This is a genomic window from Dysgonomonas sp. HDW5B (assembly GCF_011299335.1).
GTDB lineage: Bacteria > Bacteroidota > Bacteroidia > Bacteroidales > Dysgonomonadaceae > Dysgonomonas_A.
Map to the genome: position 1 here is coordinate 961,270 of NZ_CP049858.1, position 25,887 is coordinate 987,156.

Sequence of the window (25,887 nt, forward strand, 5' to 3'; positions counted from 1 at the left end):
TTGCACATAGATTTATAAAAGTCTTATGAAACAGATCAACATCTATTTAGCGATATTGTGCGCAATTGCAATGTCTTTGTTTTCTTGTAATACGAAGAAAACACCAACTCGTGATAATATTATTGAATTTGACACAATCCATTCTGTACAAAACTATCACTGGGACAATGACTCTACTCAGCCTTCATGCAATTTAAAACTGACCTTTATCTATCCTGTATCTTATGATGATAAAGCTATTTTAGATTCATTGCAGCGTATCTTTGTATCTTGTTTCTTTGATGAAACATACGGTCTATACAGTCCCAAAGATGCAGTCGCAAATTATGGAAAAGCATATATAGAGAACTACAAAGAGGATGTAAAAATATTCTCTGAAAATAACGATTCTCATGACGACAGGGAAGAGTTCTTCTCCTATTATGAAACAACATCTAACCAGATTAAATTTAATCAGGCAGATATTCTTGCATTTCAGGTTACTCAGTCTAACTACAAAGGTGGAGCCAGTTCTTATGAATTTCTAAAGAACTATGTAATCAACCTAAAAACCGGAAAGCTAATTACCGAAGACGATATTTTCAAACCCGGATATGAGAAGCTTTTGACCCCTATATTTAAAGATTATTTAATAAAATCGAATAAAGTTCAATCCATTAATGAACTGGAAGATTTAGGATATTTTGGTATCGACGAAATGGCTCCTAATGATAACTTCTTATTAGATACTAAGGGAATCACTTATATATTCAACAAAGGAGAATATTCGGCTTATAAGCTCGATGCCATCAAAGTTTTTATTCCATTCAATGAGATAGATCTCGCTTTGAAAGACGACTCTCCAATCTCACAACTTATCACTAAATAAAGTCTATGGCTTTATTTATTTGACACGACAGTTATAACAGCATTAAACATTGCATATCATTTAAGTACTGATGGATATACTAGTAAAATATTTCCCGACTCTTACCGACTTACAAAAAAAACAGTTTGGTGCATTATACGATTTGTACTTAGATTGGAACTCTAAGATAAATGTAATTTCAAGAAAAGATATAGAGAACCTCTACATACACCATGTTCTACACTCCTTAGGAATAGCCAAAGTAATTAATTTTACCAAAGGCAGCCAGATTTTGGATGTGGGAACAGGTGGTGGATTTCCAGGTGTACCATTGGCTATACTTTTCCCCGATTCTCATTTCTTATTAGTAGATAGTATCGGCAAGAAAATAAAAGTAGCAACAGAGGTATCGAACGCAATTGGTCTGGAAAATATTAGCTTCAGACATTGCAGGGCAGAGGAAGAAAAAGGTAAATTTGATTTTGTCGTTAGTCGTGCTGTAATGCCCTTAGAAGATCTGATAAAGATTACCCGCAAAAACGTATCACACGAGCAAAAGAATCCTCTACCTAACGGACTTATCTGCTTAAAAGGTGGAGAACTTGAAGGAGAGATTCACCCGTTTAAGAAATATGCAGAGGTGGACGATCTAAAAAACTTTTTTGAAGAAGACTTTTTTGAAACTAAAAAAGTAGTATACGTTCCTTTATAAGGAAAAATAAATATAATGAGACATACAAGCTTGCTGACAAGTTAGTATGCAACTTCAGAAATTTAGAAAAGAAAGACCTACTCTATTTTTAGAATTTAATTTCACGATTATGAAGATTAAGACTTTTGAATTTAACCCAATAGCCGAAAATACATATATATTGTATGACGACACAAAAGAATGTGTTATTATTGATGCCGGAGCTTTTTATCAGGATGAAAAACAAGAGTTACTCGACTTTATTCTGGATAATAACTTAATTGTAAAGCATCTGCTAAATACACATCTACATTTTGACCATGTATTTGGAAACAGTTTCATTTTAGAGCAATTCCATCTACATACAAAAGCACATCAGGCTGATGAGTTTCTATTGGAAGGGATGCCTGCTCAAATGAGAATGTTCGGATTCCCAAATGCAGAGTCAGCACCGGCAATAGGAACTTATATAAAAGAAGGAGATACCATTGAATTTGGCAATCAGAAACTAATCATCCTTGAAGTTCCCGGACATTCACCCGGCAGTGTAGCTTTTTACAGCGAAAAAGGCAATTGTGTAATAGTAGGTGATGCTTTGTTCAGAGGCAGTATCGGTCGTACCGATTTAGCGCAAGGAAATCAGGAACAGCTTCTTGAAGCTATCCGACAAAAACTATTTACCTTACCTCCCGAGACAATTGTTTATCCCGGTCACGGTCCTGCAACAACAATCAAAGAGGAAATGAGAAGTAATCCGTTTTTTGCGGTCAGATAACCTTCTACTTTTTCAAATTATAGATATAAATAGGGCTTAGCCTTAAAATAAAAAGAGATTGCCATAAGCAATCTCTTTTTTGTATATATATATATATCTGTCGATAACTGATCTTATCTGATTCTATTCAATGACTGAACCAATCGCTCGTCTGCTTTAATTTTAGACAGTGCCAGTACCGTTAATATTAATGATATTGCAGGTAATGCCAAGCCATATTCAACTTTAGCGAATTTCGCATCCAATACTGCCTGTCCTGTGTATAAGTAAGCGGCAAATGCAGTATAAAAAAGAATAATGAAAACAATCGAAACATAAGACATTTTTATTTGCAGTTTTCGTTTCTTAAACAAGAATATGGAAACAAAACTAAGCAAAGCACTTATAACTGCACAGACAGCTATACCCCAAGACGGATATACGAGTGTTATGCCATTCTCAAAAACACCCATGCTTTTAAAAAGATAAAAGCTATCGGATGCTCCAATCAGTACAGCCAGAGGTGTACATACAACTACAGCCATAAGAATGGCTGCAATTAATAGATATACGGATTGTATACGTTGTATCATTTAGAAATTGTCTTTGTCCTTATTAGGGTTTCTATAATATACTTTTCCTTCAGTATATTCCTGAGCTGCAATTAAAGCTGCTTTCGGCAATTTTTCGTAATATCTCGAAATCTCGATTTGTTCACGGTTTTCAAAAACCTCCTCTAAGTTATCGCTATAAGAAGCAAACTCCTGAAGCTTTCTGTCCAAATCCTGTTTCATTTCCACAGCTATTTGGTTTGCTCTCTTTCCAATAATTCGTACTGTTTCGTAGACATTACCTGTATCAGCAGACAAGCTCATCATATCTCTCGTGATTGTATTGCTTGGTGCATTTGTCTTCTTGTAATCCATAACTTTATTCGCTATAATGAATGTGATGTTTATTTACCTTCTAATTTCTTTTCGTTTTCCAGTTCGTCATCTGTCAGACCTTCGATTTTAAGATCCAATGCCTTCACAGCCTGCCTGTAGTACCTGTTAGCTTCTCTCTTATACTTCCCTTCGGGAAACATATTCAAGTAGTTATAGTGCTCATCGACCACGTCTCTTAAACGTTCGGCTGTACGTTCGGCAACACTCTTCCATGCCAATTCGTGGCGAGATCTCAGAATCAGAATCTGAAATTCTTCGTTATATTGTGAATAGGGATACGTTTTAAGAGCCTCTCTCGCTGTTACAACACAAGACTCATAATTATTACCCATGTAATTTCCTAAATTATAATACAAACGACATGCCAAAAGTTCTTTCAATGCCAACTTTTCCTGCATCTCAAATAAATAATCCTGTACCAATTGTACTTTATCACTTTGAGGATATATCTCTAAGAATGTTTGGAATTCTTGCATCGACTTATATGTATTAGTCTGATCTAATCTTACATCGGGAATATCCAGATACAATCCGTAAGCTGCATTATACCTTGCCAACTCTGTAAACTCCCCTTTTGGATAAGTCGTATAATAAGCTTTAAAATACTGTGTTGCTGTCACATAATCTTTATCGTAGAAAAAACTCTGAGCCAATAAAAACAGAGATTCTTCTGCATGAGCTGTACCTTTAAAGATTGGAACCAACTCCTCCAACAAAGTGGATGCTCTACCGTATTTCTTTTCATCAAAATACTTCTTTGCGTAAGTGTACTTCAATTCATAATCGGTGCTTTTAAGTATTTTGTTGTATTCGCCACATGAAGTAGCTACCAACAGCGTAAGTACAAATACTAAGAGAATTCTTATTTTCATTAGTTCAGAATGAGATTTTGAGTCACAAATTTAAGTAAAGCTTTTAGATTTTGAAAATAAAGTTTTTTTTTTAAGTTATTTTGAGATACTTACCTACACAGCACATCTCTCAAAAGAAATTCAAACCCCACTCATATTCAAGAAAATCAACATTTTATCTATATAATCTCTATTATTTGACAATCGGGGAACTTTATTCTGTCCACCTGCTTTTCCTCTATATTTAAGCCAATTATAGAAACTGTTCTTCGGTAAAACCCGAACAACCGGATCTTTTAGGGATAAATTGTGAGATCGCTTTGCCTCATAATCCGAATTTACCTTCTTCAAGGCATTATCCAAAGTTACTCCAAATAAATGAATATCGGTAGGTTCAACATCGAATTCGATCAGCCACTCATGAGCTCCGGCAGAATTATCTCCAAAATAAATGGGTGCCGCCGTATACTCAACAATGTGAGCTCCCGTTACCGCACAAGCTTCACTCAATGCACTTTCGGCATTATCGATAATAACCTCTTCTCCGAAAGCATTTATAAAATGCTTGGTACGACCTGTTATCTTAAATAAATAGGGTTCGGTAGATGTGAATTCGATAGTATCGCCAATCATATACCTCCAAAGTCCACCATTTGTAGTAATAAGTACTGCATAGTTCTGACCAATCTCCACCTCCTCTAAGGTAAGGGTTTCAGGATTCTCGGAATCCCATTCGGTCATCGGCACAAACTCATAATATATATTATTATCGAGCATTAATAGCATATCCTTTGAATCACCTGAATATTGAGAACCAAAAAATCCTTCTGAAGCATTATAGGTTTCCCAATAAACCATCGAATCTTTTTTGATCAATTTTCTGTATTGATCCTCAAATGGAGTAAAGCTAACTCCACCATGAAAAAACACTTCTAAGTTGGGCCATAAATCGGTCAATTCCAGACCTGTATCAGAAGTTATTTTCTTCAATAAAACCAATAGCCATGAAGGAACGCCCATAAAAGCTCTTACATCCTTCTTTATTGCATAGTCAGCAAGCTTTTGTAATTTTGTTTCCCAATCGGGAATCAAAGATATACTCTCCGGTGTTCTACTGAACTTTGCCAGAAAATTCAAATTTTTAATTAAGATGGCAGAAATATCTCCGGTAAAAATACCGTCTCCGATATTATTCACTTGTTTACTCCCACCCAACACAAGTGTTTTACCTAAGAAAAATTTAGCTTCGGGATTATTTTTCGCATACAATGCCAGCATTTGTTGCCCGCATTTATAATGACCTTGCGTAAGGGATTCTTGTGTTACAGGAATGTATTTACTCTTATCATTGGTAGTACCCGACGACATGGCAAACCACTTAACAGGTTTATTCCACAACACGTTCTGCTGCTTATCAATAAGAATTTTCTCCAGATAAGGCTTGAGGTCTTCGTAATGAAACACCGGAACCTTTTTTCTGAAATCATCTTTATTCTTGATAGATGAGAAATTGTATTTAGCTCCAATAAGGGTATTAGCACCTGACTGGGTAAGATAGTTAAGTATTTTTTCCTGTGTAAGAAACGGTTTATTAATAAATTGCTCAACCTCTTTGTACTTAAAATCTAAATATTTGTGTACTATAGATGAGATCATCCGATTTTACTAATTTTTCGCAACCTATCTTCGTCCATTATTTTTATTTTGCGGCCATCCAGTGCAATTATATGCTCATCTACAAATGTAGATAAAGTACGGATGGCATTCGAAGTAGTCATATTTGACAGATTTGCCAGATCTTCTCTTGATAAATAAATACTTATAGTGGCACCATCTTCTTCGAGACCATAGTTCTCAAGAAGAAAGACCAATGATTCGGCCAGCCTTCCACGAATATGTTTTTGAGTCAGACTCACTACCCGTTCATCGGCAATACCCAAATCAGTAGATAATTCGGTTATAAAATACCTCGCCAGTTTGGTGTTTACCATAACCAATTCTTCGATAAGCACCATAGGTATTAGACAAATCGTAGAGGCTTCGAAAGCCGAAGCATTTGTCACATAAGGTTCCTTAGCGAAGTAAGCCCGATACCCAAAATTCTGGACAGGTCGTATCATCCGGATTATTTGGCTACGTCCACCAACCCCGTTCTTGAAGATTTTGACTTTCCCTTTCAGGAGACACATCAAATCTTTTGGGATCTCTTCTTCACAATAAATTATTTCATTTTTTTTGAGGTGGAGAATCTTCGCTGAAGCTTTTACAAGCTCACGTTCATTCTCTTCAAGAAGAGCCCACATACCAGGGATGCTAGCTTCAAAGCTGATTACATCTCCCTTGTCTTTTATCATATAACGCCATTTTTACTAAGTACCTAAGATTAAAGTACCAAATATAGGAGCAAATATAAATATTTTTTATTCATTATTTGAGTTTTTTGTAAGATAAAAGATATGTAGAGCAATTACACAGAGCAATCATCTGCATAGATTAAACGTGTAAGCAGACAAATAATAAATTAATATTCAATAAATTAATAATATTAACATCAGAATCAACCAATACTAAAATGAAAATGAGAAATAAATTTGAATATTGGAATAATAAAAACTATTTTTGTGCCACTAAAATTTATCTTTATTCTGAATTGAAAGCAGTACAGCTGGTATTTAGTAAATCGACTGAATTAATTACATAACAATATATAAAATATAAGCCAAAGATGGATACATCTCTTATTAAAGTAGATAGCGTAAATGCTATACTTAAGGTAGACGTAAAAAAAGCTGATTATCAAGTAAAAGTCGATGAGGCTATAAAAAACTTTCGTAAGAAAGCCAACGTACCGGGTTTCCGTCCGGGAACTGTACCTGTAGGTATGGTAAAAAAAATGCACGGAAAATCAATCCTTGCCGAAGAGGTAAACAAATTGGTTGGTGAAGGTATCTATAACTATATACAAGAAAACAAACTTAATATATTAGGTGAACCTCTTCCAAATGAAGAAAAACAACAACCGGTTGATTTTTCTAAAGAAGAAGATTTTGAGTTTTTCTTCGATATAGCTCTTGCTCCTGAAGTAAAATTAGCTTTGAGCAAAAAAGACAAAATCAATTATTACAAAATAGCTGTAGAGCAAGAATTGATCGACAAACAAATAGCTTCATACAAGGCCAACTATGGTAAATATGAAACTCTTGAAGAAGGCGCTAAGCCTACTGACCTTTTGAAAGGTGAAGTGGTAGAATTGGAAGGTGGAAAACCTAAAGATGGCGGTATCCGTGTAGAGAATGCAGTTTTAATGCCTTCTTACATGAAAGATGAAGAAGAGCAAGCTAAATTTGCAGATGTAAAGAAAGGAGCAACTATTGTATTCAATCCGGGCAAAGCTTATGACGGAAACGAAACTGAAATAGCATCATTCCTACATATCGAAAAAGATGCAGTAGAATCTATTGCTGCTGAATTTCAATTTTCTGTAAACGAAATCACTCGCTACAAAGAGGCTGATTTGGATCAAGCACTATTCGACAAAGTATTCGGAGAAGGTACTGTGAAAGATGAAGCTGAATTCATTGCTAAAGTAAAAGAAACTCTTCAAACTCAATTGGCTCCTGATAGCGATTACAAATTCTTATTGGATGCACGTATATTGCTGGAAGAAAAAGCAGGTGATCTTGAATTTCCTGATGCATTCCTAAAAAGATGGTTAATGGCAACAGGAACTGACAGAACTGCAGAATCTCTTGAAGCTGATTATCCTCAAATCATCAACGATTTGAAATTCCACTTGATTAAAGAACAATTAGTAAAAGAAAACGATCTTAAAATCGAAGAAGCTGATGTTCGTAACGTAGCTATCCAAGCAGCACGTGTACAATTTGCTCAATACGGAATGATGGGTATGCCGGAAGATGTTCTTGCAAATTATGCAAACGAAATGTTGAAGAACAAAGAAACTTCTCGTAACTTGGTTGACAAAGCAATGGAAGAAAAAATTGTTGTATGCTTGAAATCTCTTGTTACATTAAACGAACAAGAAATGAGCCTTGACGAATTTAAAAAATTCTTCGAAGGAGAAGCTGAAGCTTAATAAAGACCCAAGCTTATAATATTGCAATAAAAAAATAAGGTCTATACGAAAAGACCTTTGCCTCCAATCTTAAGAAAGACAAAGCTTTTATTTGTTGGTTTCCAATAATTATTTATAACTTTGTTTTAGACTAAGCATCAATGGCAAAGGTCTTTTTTATTTACTGAAAGCATAGTGCTTAAGACCTTTTTATTGCTCCGGATAAGTAATTGATAAGTGTCGGTTATAATTGCAAAATAATAGATTAGACGGTTACTCGTACTTACCATTAAAAGTTAGGCATAGAATTTGCTATCTCCTAAGTGAATTAATAATTAAAGATATAAACAACTATGAATGATTTCAGAAAATACGCAACCAAACATATTGGTTTGAACGGATTAGCTCTTGATCAATACATGGATATAACCAGCAGCTATATTTCACCAACCATTATCGAAGAACGTCAACTAAATGTTGCACAAATGGATGTGTTCTCTCGTTTAATGATGGACCGTATCATTTTCCTAGGTACAGGTATTGATGATTATACTGCCAACGTTATTCAGGCTCAATTACTTTATTTGGACTCTGCCGATTCGGGTAAAGATATTTCAATCTATATCAACTCGCCCGGAGGCTCAGTATATGCCGGATACGGAATATATGACACCATGCAATTTATCGGAAGCGATGTGTCTACAATCTGTACAGGTATGGCAGCTTCTATGGCAGCAGTACTTTTGGTTGCAGGACAAAAAGGCAAGCGTTTCGGATTGAAACACTCACGTGTAATGATACACCAACCGTTGGGTGGAGCTCAGGGTCAAGCCTCTGATATCGAAATCACTGCTCGTGAAATCGCAAAAGTAAAACAAGAACTATATGCAATTATCGCTGATCACTCAGGACAATCAATCGAAAAGGTTGCTCAGGATTCAGATCGCGACTATTGGATGAACTCTGCCGAAGCTAAAGACTACGGTATGATCGACGAAATATTAGTTCGTACTAAATAATGCAGACACTACTGCCAAGAGCTTAATAATTGGCTGCTTATTATAGTTAATAGGCAGTCAATTATTTATTTGTAGGCAGAGATAACAGATAGATTTCGAAACAGGTCTATGACCTAAAATAAAAAATATGGCAAAAAAAGGGACAAACGATTTTTGTAGTTTCTGTGGACGACCAGATAGTGATGTCAATTTATTAATAGCAGGAATATCTGCTCACATATGCGATAAATGTGTGGATCAAGCATATCTTATCGTAAAAGATTCATTAAAGTCCGAAAAAGGTATTGAAGACATACTTGACAAAAAGAATCTACCGAATCCAAAACAGATCAAAGAATTCTTAGATCAATATATTATCGGACAAGATGATGCAAAACGTTATTTGTCGGTTTCAGTATACAATCACTACAAACGATTACTTCAAGAAGTAGGAGAAGATGATATTGAGATCGAAAAGTCAAACATCATCATGGTAGGTCCGACAGGAACAGGTAAAACTCTTTTGGCACGTACTATCGCCAAGCTATTACATGTACCATTCGCCATTGTTGATGCTACAGTATTAACAGAAGCCGGTTATGTAGGAGAAGATATCGAGAGTATTCTTACCCGCCTTTTGCAAGCTGCCGATTACGATGTAGCTGCTGCCGAACGTGGTATTGTTTTTATTGATGAAATAGATAAGATTGCCCGTAAAGGAGACAATCCATCTATCACTCGTGATGTAAGCGGCGAAGGTGTACAACAAGGTCTTTTGAAATTACTCGAAGGTTCTATCGTAAATGTTCCACCACAAGGAGGACGTAAACATCCGGATCAGAAGATGATTGCCGTTAACACCAAAAATATACTATTTGTATGTGGAGGGGCTTTTGACGGTATCGAAAGAAAAATTGCTCAACGTTTGAATACTCGTGTTGTCGGATATTCGGCTGCTTTGAAAAATTCGGATATAGACAGAAATGAATTACTGAAATATATAACTCCTCAGGATTTAAAATCTTTCGGATTAATTCCTGAAATTATTGGTCGTCTGCCTATTCTTACTTATCTGAATGCTTTAGACCATTCGGCTTTGAGAAGAATTTTAACAGAACCTAAAAACTCAATCATCAAACAATATTTGAAGTTATTCACCATGGATGATGTGAATCTCACCTTTGATGATGCTGTATACGACTATATAGTAGACAAGGCTGTTGAATATAAATTAGGAGCCAGAGGACTTCGTTCGATAGTAGAAACAGTGATGATGGATGCTATGTTTACCATCCCATCGAGTGATGAAAAGAGCTTGCATATCACAAAAGAGTACGCTGTACGGCAATTGGAAAGCTCTAATCTGGACAGGCTGAAAAATTCTTATGAATAATTCTCATTTTTCTATTAAAAAAAAATCTTTTTCTATTGTATTTTTGACTTAAGAAGCTATCTTCGTAAGATATAATTACATTTTCAAAAATAACTAGTGTAGGTTATGTCTATTTTTGATATTCCATTTATGCGATTTAATTAACTATGTCAAAACGAGAAGATCTATTAATTGAAAATCTAAAAAAACATTTTGGGTTTGATAAGTTCAAGGGTAACCAGGAGGCTATCATACAGAATGTTTTGGAGGAAAAAGATACTTTTGTTTTGATGCCGACAGGAGGAGGAAAATCTCTTTGCTATCAGCTTCCTGCGATATTGATGGAGGGTACTGCGATTATCATATCCCCATTAATTGCATTGATGAAAAATCAGGTTGACGCCATGCGCAACTTCAGCGAAGAAGATGGTATAGCTCATTTTTTGAATTCATCCTTAAACAAAGCTTCCATTGAGTTGGTAAAGGCGGATGTGATATCGGGCAAAACAAAATTATTATATGTTGCTCCCGAATCTTTAACTAAAGATGAAAATATTGAGTTTTTGCGACAAATAAAAGTTTCGTTCTATGCAATAGACGAAGCTCACTGTATATCGGAATGGGGACATGATTTCAGACCCGAATACAGACGCATCAAGCCCATCATCATGGAAATCGGTCAGCGGCCGCTTGTCGCTTTGACAGCAACGGCGACACCTAAGGTGCAGCACGACATCCAGAAGAGTCTGGGAATGTTGGATGCAAAAATTTACAAATCATCTTTTAATCGCGAAAATCTTTATTACGAAGTTCGACCAAAGACTGACAAGGTAGACCGGGATATTATTCGGTATATCAAATCTCAGGAAGGAAAATCGGGTATCGTATATTGCTTAAGCAGAAAAAAAGTAGAAGAATTTGCTGAAATTTTGCGGGCAAATAATATAAATGCGCTTGCTTACCATGCCGGGTTGGATGCCTCGACCCGTGGTGAGAATCAAGACTCATTTTTGATGGAAAAAGTGGACGTCATTGTAGCCACAATAGCCTTCGGTATGGGTATCGACAAACCCGATGTAAGATATGTCATACATTATGACATGCCTAAAAGCCTCGAAGGATATTATCAGGAAACAGGACGTGCAGGACGTGATGGAGGTGAAGGTAGATGTGTAGCATTCTATTCGTATAAAGACCTTCAGAAACTCGAAAAATTTATGCAGGGTAAGCCTGTTGCCGAACAAGAAATTGGTAAACAGCTTCTTCTTGAAACAGCAGCTTATGCTGAAACAGCAATGTGTCGTAGAATTGTTCTACTACACTATTTCGGAGAAAAATATAATCAACATAACTGTGGTAATTGTGACAATTGTATAAACCCTAAAAAACAAGTGGAAGCTCAAGACTTATTATTAACAGCAATAGAAGCTGTATTAGCATTAAAAGAAAAATTCAAAACTGAGTACGTTATTAATTTCCTTAGAGGAAAAGAAACGTCAGAAATTGAGACCTATGGTCATCAGGATTTAGAAGCATTCGGATCTGGAGAAGATACTGATGAAGACACCTGGAATGCCGTAATTAAACAAGGTCTGATTGCCGGTTATTTAGACAAAGACATAGAAAACTATGGTCTGCTTAAAATTACAAAAAAAGGAAAAGACTTTTTAAAGAAGCCGGTTTCATTCAAGATAGCTCAGGAAGAGGATTTTGATGATGAGAGTGATGATGAAGTGGTTATCAAAGGCGGGGGCGGAAGCTCGGCTGTAGATCCAGTATTATTCTCTATCATGAAAGACCTTCGTAAGAAGATGTCTAAAAAATTAAATGTTCCTCCTTATGTTATTTTCCAAGATCCTTCGTTGGAATCGATGGCAACCATCTACCCGACAAGTATCGACGAACTACAGAACATACCCGGTGTAGGAGCAGGTAAAGCTAAAAGATACGGTGCCGAATTTGTTGAGATTATAAAGAAGCACGTAGAAGAAAATGAGATTGAGCGTCCAGAAGACTTAAGAGTAAGAACGGTAGCTAATAAATCGAAATTAAAAGTGGCTATAGTACAAAGCATCGACCGTAAGGTTGCTTTGGACGATCTTGCAGAATCGAAAGGTATAGAGTTTCCCGAATTACTGGCAGAACTAGAAGCTATAGTTTACTCAGGAACTAAGATAAACATTGATTATTTCTTGAATGAGGTAATAGATGAAGACCATATGGCTGATATCTTTGATTATTTTCAGGAAGCAGAATCTGACGATCTCGAAGATGCAATAAACGAACTGGGTATGTATACCGAAGAGGAAATACGCCTGGTAAGAATTAAGTTCATCTCCGATATGGCAAACTAAGGTCTAATGACCTTTTTATTATAAAAAATGAAGAGAGCTATTTTTCCGGGCACATTCGATCCTTTTACAATAGGACATGCATCACTCGTTCGCAGAGGATTAAATGTGGTAGACGAGATTATAATATCAATAGGAGTCAATGACAATAAGAGGAGTTACTTTTCTTTGGAACAACGAATCCATATGATAGAAAAATTATACGCGGATGAGCCTCGGGTTTCAGTCGGTTCCTACGATTCACTTACTGTCGATTTCGCGAAAAAGGTAGATGCAGAATTTATCATCAGAGGAATCAGGTCAGTAAATGATTTTGAATACGAGAAAACAATTGCGGATATGAATCGCAATATATCGGGAATCGAAACATTAGTCCTTTTCACAGAGCCTGAGCTGACTCATATCAGCTCAACAATCGTCCGGGAACTTTTGCGATACAAACATGACGTAAGTAATTTTGTACCGGATGGTATTGATATTAATACAGACTAAAACAGTTGAACAGAAATAAAAGAACTATCCAAAGAGTCAAGTAAGAGCTTTTGCTTGACTCTTTTGCATAATATAAAGTCTTAAACCTTTATATATGTTGGTAGTATAATAAAACTGTTAATTATAATCTAAGAATAACGCATTAAACATTTGCTGTTACTAAAAAGAAAATATAAGATGAGAAGAAAGACATTGTTATTGATAATAACCTGTACATTCATTTTTGTTAATACCATTTCAGCACAATACGGGATGAGTCAAGGAACTAAGAAATTAGCTACTACCATGACTTTAATCGAGAGGATGTATGTTGATACTGTTAATGATGAAAAATTGGCAGATGATGCAATTGTATCTATACTAAAAGAACTAGATCCTCACTCCTCGTATCTAAGTGCCGAGACTGTATCTGAAATGAATGAACCATTAGAAGGCAACTTCGATGGAATAGGTATATCATTCAATATGATGTCTGATACTCTTTATGTTATCGAAACAATTGCCGATGGCCCATCCGAACGAGTAGGCTTACTTCCGGGCGATCGTATAATATCAGTGAACGATACTACCATCGCAGGTGTTAATATGAGTACACGTGATATTATGAAACGGTTAAAAGGACCGAAAGGAACAAAGGTTACTGTAAAAGTTCTTCGCCGAGGTGTTCAAAAACCTATAACTTTTCAGATAATACGTGCTAAGATTCCTATTTATAGTCTGGATGCAGCCTATATGATTGATGATAAAACAGGATATATTCGTTTGAGTCGTTTTGGAGCCACCACCGTCGCTGAATTTAAGGAAGCTCTAATTAAACTAAACGCTGAAGGTTTGCAAAATCTGATTCTGGATCTTGAAAGTAATGGCGGAGGTTATTTGAATGCCGCAACTGAACTCGCTGATGAATTCTTGGATAAAGATAAACTCATTGTATATATGGAGGGAGCACATCAAGCAAGGACGAGCGACTCCTCAACAGAAAAAGGCTTATTCGAGAAAGGTAAACTAGTAATACTAGTAGACGAAGGGTCTGCTTCTGCCAGTGAGATTGTATCCGGTGCTGTTCAGGATTGGGATAGAGGACTGATAGTTGGAAGACGAACCTTTGGGAAAGGGCTTGTACAACGACAATTTCCCCTACCCGACGGATCAATGATCCGCTTAACGGTTGCACGCTATTACACTCCGACTGGTCGCTGTATTCAGAAACCATATACGCATGGAGATCAGGATTCTTATAACAGGGATTTGATAGCAAGATACAACAGGGGTGAAATGATGAATGCTGACAGCATACATTTCCCTGATTCTTTAAAATATAAAACGCTGGTAAATGAGCGTATTGTATATGGAGGTGGAGGTATTATGCCGGACTATTTTGTTCCGATAGATACGACCGAATATACCGAATACAGTGGACGAATTAATGCAATGGGTATTGTTTATAAACTTGCACTCAATCAAGTAGATGCAAATAGAAAGGAGCTTTTGAAGAAGTACCCTACTATTGAAAAATTTAAAGATGAGTATGAAGTTTCGGACAAAGTACTAGCCGAAATGATACAAATGGCCACCGATGAAAAAATAGAATATAAAGAAGATCAGTATTTAAGATCTAAAGAGCAATTCAAAAGAAGAATAAAAGCTTTGATAGCCAGAGATCTATTCAACACGGCTGCCTACTTTAAGATTATCAACGATGAGAGTGAAATCTTCAGAAGAGGTCTTGAAATTATAAATAATGATACTGAATATCAAAAACTACTTGGGAAAGAGTAACAATAAAGCATAAGATTTAAATAGCAATCGATTATGACAGCAAGAAAAGTGTATAAAGAAATTTCAAAAGTTCTAACTGAAGCAATTAACAGTTTGAATGAAGGGTATACAGGCAGTTCTTTGACTGATATATTTCTTGTTGTAGATAAAGATAGTGGAAGCTTATCGGTATTTGATGACGAAGAAAATCTGTTGTCTCAGATTATAATAGAGGAATGGGCATCAGAAGACGACGATCTGGTAATAGCTCGTCAATTAAGAGAAGTTGTTGAGCAATTTGATATGGATAATAAATTCGACACTCTGGATGTATTTAAACCATTTTCTATTAATATTGCAGACGAAAATCTTATTGTTCAAGAAGAATTACTGGTAATAGAAGATGACTCTGTTATCAGAATCGAGAATGATTTTTTGAATCGCATCGATAAAGAATTTGATGATTTTTTAGACAAATTGCTTAAAGAATAAGGTAGATTCACCTTATTTAGACGAGCAACTCTAAGATAGATTATTTACAATGAAACAATTAAATATAAATATAAAAAACAAACGGGCAACTTTTGACTATGAGTTGCTTGATACGTATACAGCAGGTCTGGTATTAACCGGAACCGAAATTAAATCAATCAGATTGGGGAAAGCCAGTTTAGTTGATACCTTTTGTATCTTCGAAAAAGAGGCTTTATGGGTAAGAAACATGAACATAACTGAATATTTTTATGGTTCATATAACAATCACGTAGCACGCCGCGATCGTAAATTGCTTCTTAATAAAAAAGAACTCAAAAAAATTCAACGTTTAGTTAAAGAAACAGGATATACAATTGTTCCGACACGATTATTTCTTAATGAAAGAGGTTTAGCTAAATTAAATATCGCTGTTGCCCGAGGAAAAAAGCAATACGATAAGCGACAATCTCTCAAAGAGAAAGATGACAAAAGAATGCTTGATCGAGTGATGAAAAAATAGGGTCTCAAATCCTATATCGTCTAGATACATAGAGTAAACAAGTTCACAAATTTCGTATACTTGATTACCGAGCACTTCTAAACTTACTTTAATGCTACTTAAAAGAGATGGATAATAATAAAGCAGGGATAAAAGGGAATAATACAAACAAGATTATTCTGGGCTTATTCCTTATTATTTTCTTCATTTTAGTTTTTCTACTAAATAGATTATATCCCATCCATTCTGACGATTGGATGTACTCTTTTATATTCAATGAGAATCCACCGCAGCGTATTGGAAATGTCCTTGATATTATTATTTCTCAGTATAACCACTATCTATATTGGGGTGGGCGTAATATTGTACACTTTATCGATCAGCTTTTATTATTGCTAAATCCTCTTTTAAGAGAAATACTCAATAGCGTCGCTTATACAGCATTTGCTTTTATTATATATCGAATTGCAAATAAAGGAAAAGAAACAAATCCTTATTTATTTCTTCTGGTTAATTTACTCGTCTGGTTATTAACTCCAGTATTTCCACAGACAGTAATCTGGATTACAGGTAGTAGTAATTATTTATGGGGAACACTTATAATATTGGTATTCTTATCGTATTACTACAGTTTCTATGTGAACGAAAAATCAAAAGATAGCGTTCTTAAAAATATACTCTTCCTATTCGGAGGTATTATTGCCGGATGGACAAATGAAAATTCGGTAATAGCACTAATTTCGATATTATTCATTCTATTTTTATATTGTAAGATCAGAAAAATAAAAATACCAAAATGGACTATATATGGTTTTATAGGTGTTTGCATTGGGTGTGCTGTCATGTTATTAGCTCCCGGCAATTTTATTAGATCAAAAGATACCCATGCAGCTTTTAATTTAATCGACAAACCTTTCTTCGAGGTCTTAAGGTATAAAGCGAGAAACATATATTGGATTTATAAATATGTGAATTCCATAGGCATACTGATTCTCATATATATCTGTTTAAATTTTGTATTCTTCTGTCAGAATAAAGATAATAGAAACTATACTGCCTGGTTTGGCTCACTACTGTTTTTTACTGCTGCCCATATTTCGGCGTTAGCTATGATTGCATCACCCATATTTCCACTCCGTGCTGCTTTTTGCTTATCAAGTTTTATGATTGTATCCATCTGTATACTCTATGCAAATGTTAATATGAGTAATTTAGCAATGAAAATCATAAATATTTTGATATTGACAGCGTTAACTGTTATCTTCGCATTTACCTATTCAGAAAGATACCAAATACTCGTATCTCTGGCTGATAGGTATGAAAGAAGAGAGTTATATATAGAAGAACAAAAAGAAATAGGTAATAAAGATATAGTTTTAGAAGAATCTCCTATTATACTGCCTGCCGAGTTTGATTTTGAAGATATTTCCAACGATCCAACCTCGTGGCGAAATGGTATCTGTGCAGACTATTATAAGTTAAATTCGATAAAACGGATTAATCCGTAAGCACTACTAAAACCCAAGTGAAAATGAGAGAATATTACGAAAAAGTCATCTCCGGTTATCAAAAACTAGATGCTCATTTTTCTCAATTTCCATCTAAACCCAATCACTGGATCAATATGTTTTATCTGAGATACCACTATATCAAGTCCTTTAAAATAGAATCCGACAAATAAATAAGAATACTAATAATGCCACAGATTAAAAATATACTAAAAGAAAGAATCCTGATACTGGATGGTGCCATGGGTACCATGATTCAGCGATACAAACTTACCGAAGAAGATTTTCGTGGAGACAGATTCAAAAACTCAACCACTCTTCTTAAGGGTAATAATGATTTGTTATGTCTTACACGCCCTGATATTATTGAAGCAATTCATTGTGAGTATCTGGCAGCAGGAGCCGACATTATAGAAACAAACTCTTTCAATGCCAACTCCATATCTATGGACGACTATAATATGTCGGATTTGGTAAAGGAAATGAACGTAGCTGCTGCTCGTCTGGCTCGTAAAGCTGCAGATGAGTATACTAAACGTACGCCAGATAAACCTCGTTTTGTTGCTGGCTCAATCGGTCCGACGAATAAGACTGCATCAATGAGTCCTAAGGTCGAGAATCCGATTTATCGTGCTGTCACTTTCGATGATCTTCACCAAGTGTACAAAGAACAAATAGAAGGCTTGATTGATGGTGGAGTAGATTTACTTTTGATCGAAACTATCTTTGATACACTGAACGCAAAAGCTGCCCTCTTTGCGGCTGATGAAGTACGCAGAGAAAGAAATATAGAAATGCCTATAATGATTTCGGTAACGTTATCCGATAAAGGCGGACGTACTCTTTCGGGACAAACAACAGGAGCTTTTTTGGCATCAGTGAGTCATATCGATTTCCTTTCGATTGGTCTTAACTGTTCATTCGGAGCATCTGATATGAAACCGTTCCTTAAAGAATTGGGGAGACTTGCTCCAACGTATATTTCTGCATATCCTAATGCGGGATTACCCAACCAATTCGGAGAGTATGACGAGACTCCCGAAATTATGGCTAAGCAAATCAAAGAATATATAGACGAAGGTCTTGTTAATATTTTGGGAGGATGTTGTGGAACTACTCCTGACCATATATCTCAGTACGTAAGTTTAATAGAAGGTGCAACACCTCATAAGCCTGCCGATAAGCCTAAATATATGTGGCTTTCAGGTTTAGAGCTATTAGAAGCTAAACCTGAAATCAATTTCATAAATGTAGGAGAGCGTTGTAACGTAGCAGGTTCTCGCAAATTTCTCCGTCTTATCAAAGAAGAGAAATACGAAGAGGCGTTAACTATTGCACACCGACAAGTAGAAGACGGTGCTCAGATTCTTGATGTAAACATGGACGAAGGTCTGCTTGATGGTGTGAAAGAAATGACCACTTTCCTTAATCTTGTAGCATCTGACCCCGATGTTTCACGTATTCCTGTAATGGTAGATTCTTCTAAATGGGAAGTATTAGAGGCCGGACTTAAATGCCTGCAAGGTAAAGCCGTGGTAAACTCAATCTCATTGAAAGGTGGTGAAGAAGAATTTCTTCGACAAGCACGTTTAGTAAATAGGTATGGAGCAGCCATAATTATTATGGCATTTGACGAAACAGGACAAGCTGACAGGTTTGAAAGACGTATAGAAATATGCGAAAGAGCTTATAAATTACTTGTAAATGACGGATTCGATCCGATGAATATAATCTTCGACCCTAATATCCTGGCGATAGCAACAGGGATTGAAGAACACAGAGGCTATGCTGTTGACTTCCTGAAAACTATTGAATGGATAAAAGCCAACCTGCCTCATGCAAAAATAAGCGGAGGTATAAGTAACCTATCCTTCTCGTTCCGTGGCAATGATTATATACGTGAAGCCATGCACTCGGTATTCCTTTATTATGCCATTCAAAAGGGCATGGATATGGGTATCGTTAATCCCGGACAATCGGTAATATATGATGATATTCCAACTGATCTAAGAAATCTGATAGAAGATGTTATCTTCAACAGAAGAGAAGAAGCTACCGACGAACTTATTGATTATGCTGAGCGTATCAAAAATGAGAAATCAAATCAACCGGAACAAAAGGTTGAGGAATGGCGTAGCTATGAGCTAGATCAACGCTTAGAATACGCCCTAATCAAGGGTATAAGCGACTTTATGGAGGAAGATTTACAGGAAGCTCTAAAAGTATATCCAAAAGCCGTAGATATTATTGACAAGCCTCTAATGTCAGGGATGAACAAAGTAGGTGATCTGTTCGGGTCTGGAAAAATGTTCTTGCCACAGGTGGTAAAAACTGCACGTACAATGAAACGTGCCGTAGCTATACTTGAACCAACTCTTGAGGCTCAGAAAGATTCGAAATCAGTTTCTAACAGTGCCGGAAAACTGGTTATTGCAACCGTAAAGGGAGATGTTCACGATATTGGTAAAAACATTGTAGCTATCATTCTTGCTTGTAATAATTATGAGGTTATCGATCTTGGAGTAATGGTTCCACCTGAAGTAATTATCCAAAAGGTAATAGAGGAACAACCTGATATATTATGTCTTAGCGGACTTATTACTCCGTCTTTGGAGGAAATGAGTATTGTAGCTCATGAGATGGAGAAGGCAGGATTCACTATTCCTCTTATGATCGGAGGAGCTACTACTTCTAAGTTGCATACAGCGATCAAGATTGACCCCAAATATAACAATGGATCGGTAGTATATGTGAAAGATGCTTCTCAGGCTCCTTCTGCTGTTGCCAAATTGATTAATCCGGCTTCTAAAGAGTCTTTTATTCAGGAAATAAGAGACGAATACCAAGATCTTAGAAATTCAATGGAAAGTAAGAAAGTAGAACTGACTCCACTTGCCGAAGCCATTAAAAATCCATTTAAAATCGATTGGGAAAACTATACCCCTTCAACTCCAAATAAGCTGGGTCGTCATGTTATTCCTCATATTCCAATAGAAGATATCCTACCCTATATCGACTGGAAATTTTTCTTCCATTCATGGAATCTTTCGGCTCGCTATCACACTGTTCAACATTTAGACGGGTGTCCAAGGTGTGATGCTGAGTGGTTGAATACTTTCCCTGAAAAAGAGAAGGAAAAGGCTCAGGAAGGAATGAGTTTATATCGTGATGCTAAAAAGATGTTGGATCATCTTATTTTTACAAAGGCTGAATATATAAAAGCTGTATATGCGATTCATGAGGCTTATGTAGACAACGAATGTATCTATATCAATGATATTTGCTTCCCGATGTTGAGACAACAAAAGAAGAATGATAAAGGGGTATACCTTTCTCTTTGCGATTTTGTCGTTCCTAAGAATAGCGGTAAAAAAGACTATGTAGCCGGATTCACAGCTACCGCAGGTGTAGGATCGAACGAATTACTAAGCAAATATGAACACGAAGGAGACGAGTACAGCGTGTTGCTCCTCAAATCAGTTTTAGACCGCTTGGCTGAGGCTACGACCGAATACCTGCATGCTAAAATAAGAAAAGAATATTGGGGATTTGCTCCCGATGAGAATATTACTGTGGATGAAATGTTCTCTTTGAAATATCAGGGAATCCGTCCGGCTGTAGGCTATCCTTCGATACCCGATCAGTCTATCAACTTCCTACTGAACAGCAATCTGTTACACTCAACCGAGATAGGTGTTGAACTTACTGAAAACGGCGTTATGTTACCGAATGCTTCTGTGAGTGGACTTATTTTTGCCCATCCTCAATCGAGGTATTTTAGTATTGGTCAGATTTCAGAAGAACAGGCTGAAAATTATATAGAACGTAGAGGAGAAAAGGCTGAGCTTACCAGAAAATTCTTAGCTGCTAATATGATGTAGGTCTCAGACACCGTTTTTATTGCTTTGCAGATAAAACTATAAATAAGAAAAGCCGATGAAATTATATTCATCGGCTCTTTTATTCTAGAATAAAAAGATATAAGTATCTCTTTAAGATAATAGTTTCTTAACTGTGTCTGAGATTGCTTTTCCGGGAGCTAATCCTGCTAATTGTTTTGTAGCAGCACCCATTACTTTTCCCATATCGGCAGCACTTGTGGCTCCAACAGAGGCTATAATTTCTTTCAATTTAGCTTCTAATTCTTGCTCTGACAGTTGTTTTGGTAAATAGTGTTCCAACACAGCTATTTCTTCCAATTCTTTCTCTGCCAGCTCGGGACGATCTTGTGATTTGTAAATATCGGCACTGTCTCTTCTTTGCTTTACCATTTTTTGAAGAATTTTCACTGCAACATCATCAGCAAGTTCTCCATTGCTATCTTTTGCAGTCTTTGCTTCAATAAACTCTTTTTTTGCACCCCGCAATGCTTCTAATTTGATTTTATCTTTAGCACGCATTGCATCCTTAATATCTTCACTTACTCTGTCAAACAAGTCCATCTCGTTCTATTTTTTGTTGTAAATTATTCTGTATATTGTTTTATTCAGAAATGAGGCGAGACCTTAATTAAATAAATCTGTCGATTTTTTTGATTCGGGTCTATAATCATTCGGATTAAAATCTTCTCCTCTTTTAAAAACAGGAGTATTTTCTAATGCTTCAACTATTTTATCATCATCCAGCTCTTCTGTCGATAAGATAATCGGGCGAGGAGTAAAGAATGATCTTACATCCATTGTCTTAACTCCGTCTTTGCCATAATGCTGCTCGATCATTGTATTGATACGGCGTTTTTCTTCCTCCTCTTTGATGAAACGTTCTTCTTCTAAACGTTGCTCTTCTTCGGTCATTTCCCTCAGATGATCTCCGATACCCGGTATGCTTGACATTCCAAAACCTGTAGCCAATAAAGTAATCTTAACTTTACCTCCCAGACTTTCTTCTGTAGCAGTACCCCAGATAACCTCAATCTCGGGTCCAAAGCGTTTCATAAATTCAGATACTGATTCCATTTCTTCAACAATAAGTGGAGTATCTTCACCTGCATAAATATTGAAAAGTATCTTTTTCGCTTTAAATACATCATTGTTGTTCAACAACGGCGAATGTAATGCGTTTCTGATAGCTTCTTCTACTCTATTCTCTCCTTCTCCGATTCCGCTACTCATAATTGCAACACCTCCATCTTTAAGGATGGTTTTAACATCGGCAAAGTCGAGATTGATATGCCCATGTACAGTTATAATCTCAGCTATACCTTTCGCTGCTATTGCCAACGTATCATCGGCTTTGGCAAAGGCATTCGGAATAGTTAGATCCGAATATATATCAATCAGACGCTCATTATTTATTACCAGTAGGGCATCTACATTTTGAGCAATATCTTCGACACCTCTAAGAGCTTGAATTATTTTTTTACGACCTTCGAATACAAATGGGATGGTAACAATACCAACAGTCAGAATATTCATATCCTTTGCAATACGGGCTACAACAGGGGCTGCACCCGTTCCGGTTCCCCCTCCCATACCTGCGGTGATAAATACCATCTTGGTACCATCTCCCAAAAGCTCCTGAATGTCCTGACGGCTTTCTTCAGCGGCAGCCTTAGCTACTTCGGGACGGTTACCTGCTCCAAGACCTTCGGTTGTACGTCGTCCGAGTTGAACACGGGTTTCGACCGGAGATTCGTGTAATGCCTGGTTATCTGTATTACAGAGAGCAAATGAGACGTCATGTATTCCCTCATTATACATATGATTCACGGCATTTCCTCCACCACCACCTACTCCTATCACTTTGATAATAGTTTGTGTTTTGCGCGGAAATTGAAATTCTAATATCTCGTCATTCATATAGCGTATCTTCTTTATTTTTCATGTTTGAGGTCACAGACCTTCTTATTGCTTTGGTAGATAAATAACTAAGGTCTCAGACCTTTTTATTGCTTTGGCTGGGCATCACAACTAGAGACCGTTATATTGATAAAATATCGCATTAAATAGTTAACGCTACTTAATCTTCATCTTTAAACATAGTTCCTCCCAAGTTCTGAATTTTCCCGAAGAAATCAAAAAGCCCCGGAGATTTTTTATCCTTCACCTTTTTTGTTTTTTTAGGTCTTTCTTCGTATTCAGGTTCCTCTTCTTCGTATTCGTCTTCATCATTGTCAACAACAGGTTGTTCATGATGTGCTGAAGCATTTTGGTTTCTTTCTGCAGACTCCGAATAAGTTCCACTTTGTGCATCTAGGGGACGAGGACGATTGATATAGTCAACTTTAGGAGCCTCTACTTTCTCGCAATTTTCATTTGCAAAAAGCAATAGTCCCAAGCACTGTGCATAAGCCGGATTCTGTAATAAATCGGCTGCATTATTTATATATAAACGTTTGGCTGCTCCTTTTTTTACTGGCATCTGTACTTTTTCTTCCAGAAACTCCGGCAAACCGGTCAATTGAGAAGCACCACCTATTATTATTATTCCCGCATCTAGTTTACCTGCATAACCCGATTCTTTAATCTGATTAAGAATGTTTAAAATAATCTCTTCCTGACGAAGTTGAATTACTTTATTCAATTCTTTCACATCAACCTCAGAGTTGGAAGAAGTATTTTGTTTATTTTTATCCTTACCGACTCTACCATATTTTATTTTATATGCTTCGGCTGCTGTATCTATAAATCCAAGTTCTTTTACATCTTTTGATACAGTACGTCCTCCAAATGGGATAACTGCCATATATCGCAGAAGTCCTTCTTTGTATATAGAAAGTGTAGTTGTGCCTGCTCCAAAATCAATAAGCGCACAACCTGCCTGCTTATCGGTTTCATCAAGAACAATTGCTCCTGCAGCAACCGGTCCGACAATAAAGCCTGCAATATCTAACTGATTTTTATCGGTTATACATTTTATCAGGTTACTCTTAATATTGGGACGACCGACTATAAGACGGTAACGACCTTCTACCAAAGTAGCATTTTTCCCTATAGGGTCATCTTCGGGATGCCCGTCCAGAAATATTTCGGGTGCAACAACACTATAATTTGTCAAAAAATCAGGTTTATTCTGGCGAGCTTGTTGTTCCATCTGGTCTATTACCGCAAACGAAACCTCCGACTCATCAATCAGATCCTTTGTTAAAGTATATTCTATTGCCCGCAGAGATTTCCCGGCAACCGACACGTATATTTTTCCTATTTTACGACCCGACTTGTTTTCCAACAAGTTTACTAACTTCTTTATTTTTCCTGCCGCTTCATCTATATTGTAAACCACTCCATGCTTTACACAATTATCAGATGGGATAGATTCTGATGCGAGAATAGATATTACTCCCTGCTCATTTTTCCGTCCTAACAATCCTACAATTTTCGAAGTCCCTAAGTCGATACCGACAATAAAACCTGATTGTTCCATATCTTCTTTCCTATATTAAGGTCTTAGACCTATTATAATGTTCTGGCAAGTATAACACTCCTAGTCTATTATGACTTTAAACAGATCATTAAATACTTTTATTTACCTATATAAATACTAAACGCTCTTTTCTAAGATTTATTTAGTATTAAACTTTTATATTCAACGCTTTGTACCTACGACTTGTTTGTCGTATTTCAAATTTATTTTTGTATATCTATTCCATCCTGTAGCAGGCAAGGCCTGAGTATAGAATTTTTTGAGACGATCAAGCTTTGACTCAACGTTGTCTAACTTTCCCATAAGTACCTCCTGATTACCGATACGGGTTATTAAAGTTACTTCATCTTTGGGCTGAACAACAATCTGTTCGATCTGAGCATTCCAGAATTCATCTTTACACAAAAATAGTGCAAATTTATATAAATCAGTCTTAGCAAGCTCATCTTTTATTTCACCCGTAGCAATTGGCAGGTATGCTGTATTATGGCTCGAGAGTGGCATTTTCTCTCCATCTTTATCAATATAGTAACTTTCTCCTGCTGAAGGAATTACCCTAAGAATGGGGATTCGCTCGATAATTACAGCTCTTATTCCTCCTCCACTGGTAATAAAAACCTCTGCCGATTTAATCAGCTTATTGGCCAATAAGGCCTCTTGTATAGCTAGAGTGTTAACTTCTTTTAGTTGTTTTCCATAAGGATTTAAGCCTTTCGCATCTATATCTTTTTCCAGATCAGCTATTTCTATAAATCGATCCGTATCTTCATTGTTTACTACAATCTCAAATTGATTACATATCTTATCCTGTGGCTTTTTCTCAAAAAAGAAAGCCGCAAAAATCAGGTATCCACCTAATAAACATAATCCGATAATAACTAATATTTTCTTTACCATTCAGTATTTTA

At 36.3% G+C, this 25,887-nt stretch carries 23 protein-coding genes; 14 read left to right on the plus strand and 9 right to left on the minus strand.

Annotation, left to right across the window (positions count from 1 at the left end):
- Window positions 1-25 precede the first annotated feature (25 nt).
- The 3 genes from G7051_RS03895 to G7051_RS03905 all read left to right on the plus strand — a co-directional run bounded on the left by G7051_RS03895 (window position 26) and on the right by G7051_RS03905 (window position 2,313).
- A complete protein-coding gene (locus G7051_RS03895; protein WP_166198679.1) occupies window positions 26-868 on the plus strand; it encodes an RsiV family protein in 843 nt (280 codons plus the stop codon).
- A gap of 70 nt (window positions 869-938) precedes the next feature.
- Window positions 939-1,559, plus strand: coding sequence for a 16S rRNA (guanine(527)-N(7))-methyltransferase RsmG (gene rsmG, locus G7051_RS03900; RefSeq protein ID WP_166198681.1), 621 nt, complete (start codon window positions 939-941; stop codon window positions 1,557-1,559).
- 109 nt (window positions 1,560-1,668) lie between these two features.
- The gene (locus G7051_RS03905; RefSeq protein ID WP_166111402.1) at window positions 1,669-2,313 is read left to right on the plus strand and encodes an MBL fold metallo-hydrolase; all 645 of its coding nucleotides are present in this window, start codon (window positions 1,669-1,671) and stop codon (window positions 2,311-2,313) included.
- 113 nt (window positions 2,314-2,426) lie between these two features.
- Here G7051_RS03905 and G7051_RS03910 read toward each other — a convergent pair whose 3' ends face one another.
- The 5 genes from G7051_RS03910 to G7051_RS03930 all read right to left on the minus strand — a co-directional run bounded on the left by G7051_RS03910 (window position 2,427) and on the right by G7051_RS03930 (window position 6,444).
- Window positions 2,427-2,885: a DUF4293 domain-containing protein gene (locus G7051_RS03910; protein ID WP_166111405.1), complete on the minus strand. Its 459-nt coding sequence runs from the start codon at window positions 2,883-2,885 to the stop codon at window positions 2,427-2,429.
- Window positions 2,886-3,218 carry a DNA-directed RNA polymerase subunit omega gene (locus tag G7051_RS03915; RefSeq protein WP_166111408.1) on the minus strand — a complete coding sequence of 111 codons (333 nt, stop codon included), beginning with the start codon at window positions 3,216-3,218 and terminating at the stop codon, window positions 2,886-2,888. It abuts the gene before it with no gap.
- 29 nt (window positions 3,219-3,247) lie between these two features.
- On the minus strand, window positions 3,248-4,111 hold the full coding sequence (locus G7051_RS03920; RefSeq protein ID WP_166111411.1) for an outer membrane protein assembly factor BamD: 864 nt from the start codon (window positions 4,109-4,111) through the stop codon (window positions 3,248-3,250).
- A 120-nt stretch (window positions 4,112-4,231) separates the two neighbouring features.
- The gene (locus G7051_RS03925; RefSeq protein ID WP_166198683.1) at window positions 4,232-5,746 is read right to left on the minus strand and encodes a GH3 auxin-responsive promoter family protein; all 1,515 of its coding nucleotides are present in this window, start codon (window positions 5,744-5,746) and stop codon (window positions 4,232-4,234) included.
- Window positions 5,743-6,444 (minus strand): Crp/Fnr family transcriptional regulator, encoded by a 702-nt coding sequence (locus G7051_RS03930; RefSeq protein WP_166111417.1) that lies wholly within the window; start codon window positions 6,442-6,444, stop codon window positions 5,743-5,745. The genes G7051_RS03925 and G7051_RS03930 overlap by 4 nt, the downstream gene beginning before the upstream one ends.
- Before the next feature lie 371 nt (window positions 6,445-6,815).
- Here G7051_RS03930 and tig point away from each other — a divergent pair, with 371 nt between their 5' ends.
- From tig to metH, 11 genes are all read left to right on the plus strand, one after another.
- Complete coding sequence (gene tig / locus G7051_RS03935; RefSeq protein ID WP_166198685.1) at window positions 6,816-8,186, plus strand: trigger factor; 1,371 nt, start codon at window positions 6,816-6,818, stop codon at window positions 8,184-8,186.
- Between the two features lie 332 nt (window positions 8,187-8,518).
- Entirely contained in the window at window positions 8,519-9,184 is a 666-nt protein-coding gene (gene clpP / locus G7051_RS03940; protein WP_166111423.1) for an ATP-dependent Clp endopeptidase proteolytic subunit ClpP, read from the plus strand.
- 127 nt (window positions 9,185-9,311) lie between these two features.
- Window positions 9,312-10,556 (plus strand): ATP-dependent Clp protease ATP-binding subunit ClpX, encoded by a 1,245-nt coding sequence (gene clpX / locus G7051_RS03945; RefSeq protein WP_166111426.1) that lies wholly within the window; start codon window positions 9,312-9,314, stop codon window positions 10,554-10,556.
- A gap of 146 nt (window positions 10,557-10,702) precedes the next feature.
- Window positions 10,703-12,889, plus strand: coding sequence for a DNA helicase RecQ (gene recQ, locus G7051_RS03950; protein WP_166111428.1), 2,187 nt, complete (start codon window positions 10,703-10,705; stop codon window positions 12,887-12,889).
- Window positions 12,890-12,916: 27 nt separating this feature from the next.
- Window positions 12,917-13,378: a pantetheine-phosphate adenylyltransferase gene (coaD, locus tag G7051_RS03955; RefSeq protein WP_166111431.1), complete on the plus strand. Its 462-nt coding sequence runs from the start codon at window positions 12,917-12,919 to the stop codon at window positions 13,376-13,378.
- Window positions 13,379-13,555: 177 nt separating this feature from the next.
- Window positions 13,556-15,157: a S41 family peptidase gene (locus G7051_RS03960; RefSeq protein WP_166198687.1), complete on the plus strand. Its 1,602-nt coding sequence runs from the start codon at window positions 13,556-13,558 to the stop codon at window positions 15,155-15,157.
- Window positions 15,158-15,190: 33 nt separating this feature from the next.
- The gene (locus G7051_RS03965; RefSeq protein WP_166111437.1) at window positions 15,191-15,628 is read left to right on the plus strand and encodes a hypothetical protein; all 438 of its coding nucleotides are present in this window, start codon (window positions 15,191-15,193) and stop codon (window positions 15,626-15,628) included.
- 49 nt (window positions 15,629-15,677) lie between these two features.
- Complete coding sequence (gene smpB / locus G7051_RS03970) at window positions 15,678-16,130, plus strand: SsrA-binding protein (RefSeq protein WP_166198688.1); 453 nt, start codon at window positions 15,678-15,680, stop codon at window positions 16,128-16,130.
- 107 nt (window positions 16,131-16,237) lie between these two features.
- A complete protein-coding gene (locus G7051_RS03975; RefSeq protein ID WP_166198689.1) occupies window positions 16,238-17,617 on the plus strand; it encodes a DUF6056 family protein in 1,380 nt (459 codons plus the stop codon).
- Between the two features lie 23 nt (window positions 17,618-17,640).
- Window positions 17,641-17,790 (plus strand): hypothetical protein, encoded by a 150-nt coding sequence (locus tag G7051_RS03980; RefSeq protein ID WP_166198691.1) that lies wholly within the window; start codon window positions 17,641-17,643, stop codon window positions 17,788-17,790.
- A gap of 15 nt (window positions 17,791-17,805) precedes the next feature.
- Entirely contained in the window at window positions 17,806-21,498 is a 3,693-nt protein-coding gene (gene metH / locus G7051_RS03985; protein WP_166198693.1) for a methionine synthase, read from the plus strand.
- A gap of 111 nt (window positions 21,499-21,609) precedes the next feature.
- Here metH and G7051_RS03990 read toward each other — a convergent pair whose 3' ends face one another.
- The 4 genes from G7051_RS03990 to G7051_RS04005 form a co-directional block, all read right to left on the minus strand.
- Window positions 21,610-22,059, minus strand: coding sequence for a GatB/YqeY domain-containing protein (locus tag G7051_RS03990; protein WP_166111452.1), 450 nt, complete (start codon window positions 22,057-22,059; stop codon window positions 21,610-21,612).
- Window positions 22,060-22,122: 63 nt separating this feature from the next.
- A complete protein-coding gene (ftsZ, locus tag G7051_RS03995) occupies window positions 22,123-23,415 on the minus strand; it encodes a cell division protein FtsZ (protein ID WP_166111455.1) in 1,293 nt (430 codons plus the stop codon).
- Between the two features lie 160 nt (window positions 23,416-23,575).
- A complete protein-coding gene (gene ftsA, locus G7051_RS04000; protein ID WP_166198695.1) occupies window positions 23,576-24,979 on the minus strand; it encodes a cell division protein FtsA in 1,404 nt (467 codons plus the stop codon).
- A 162-nt stretch (window positions 24,980-25,141) separates the two neighbouring features.
- Window positions 25,142-25,876: a cell division protein FtsQ/DivIB gene (locus G7051_RS04005; protein WP_166198697.1), complete on the minus strand. Its 735-nt coding sequence runs from the start codon at window positions 25,874-25,876 to the stop codon at window positions 25,142-25,144.
- Window positions 25,877-25,887: the final 11 nt, after the last annotated feature.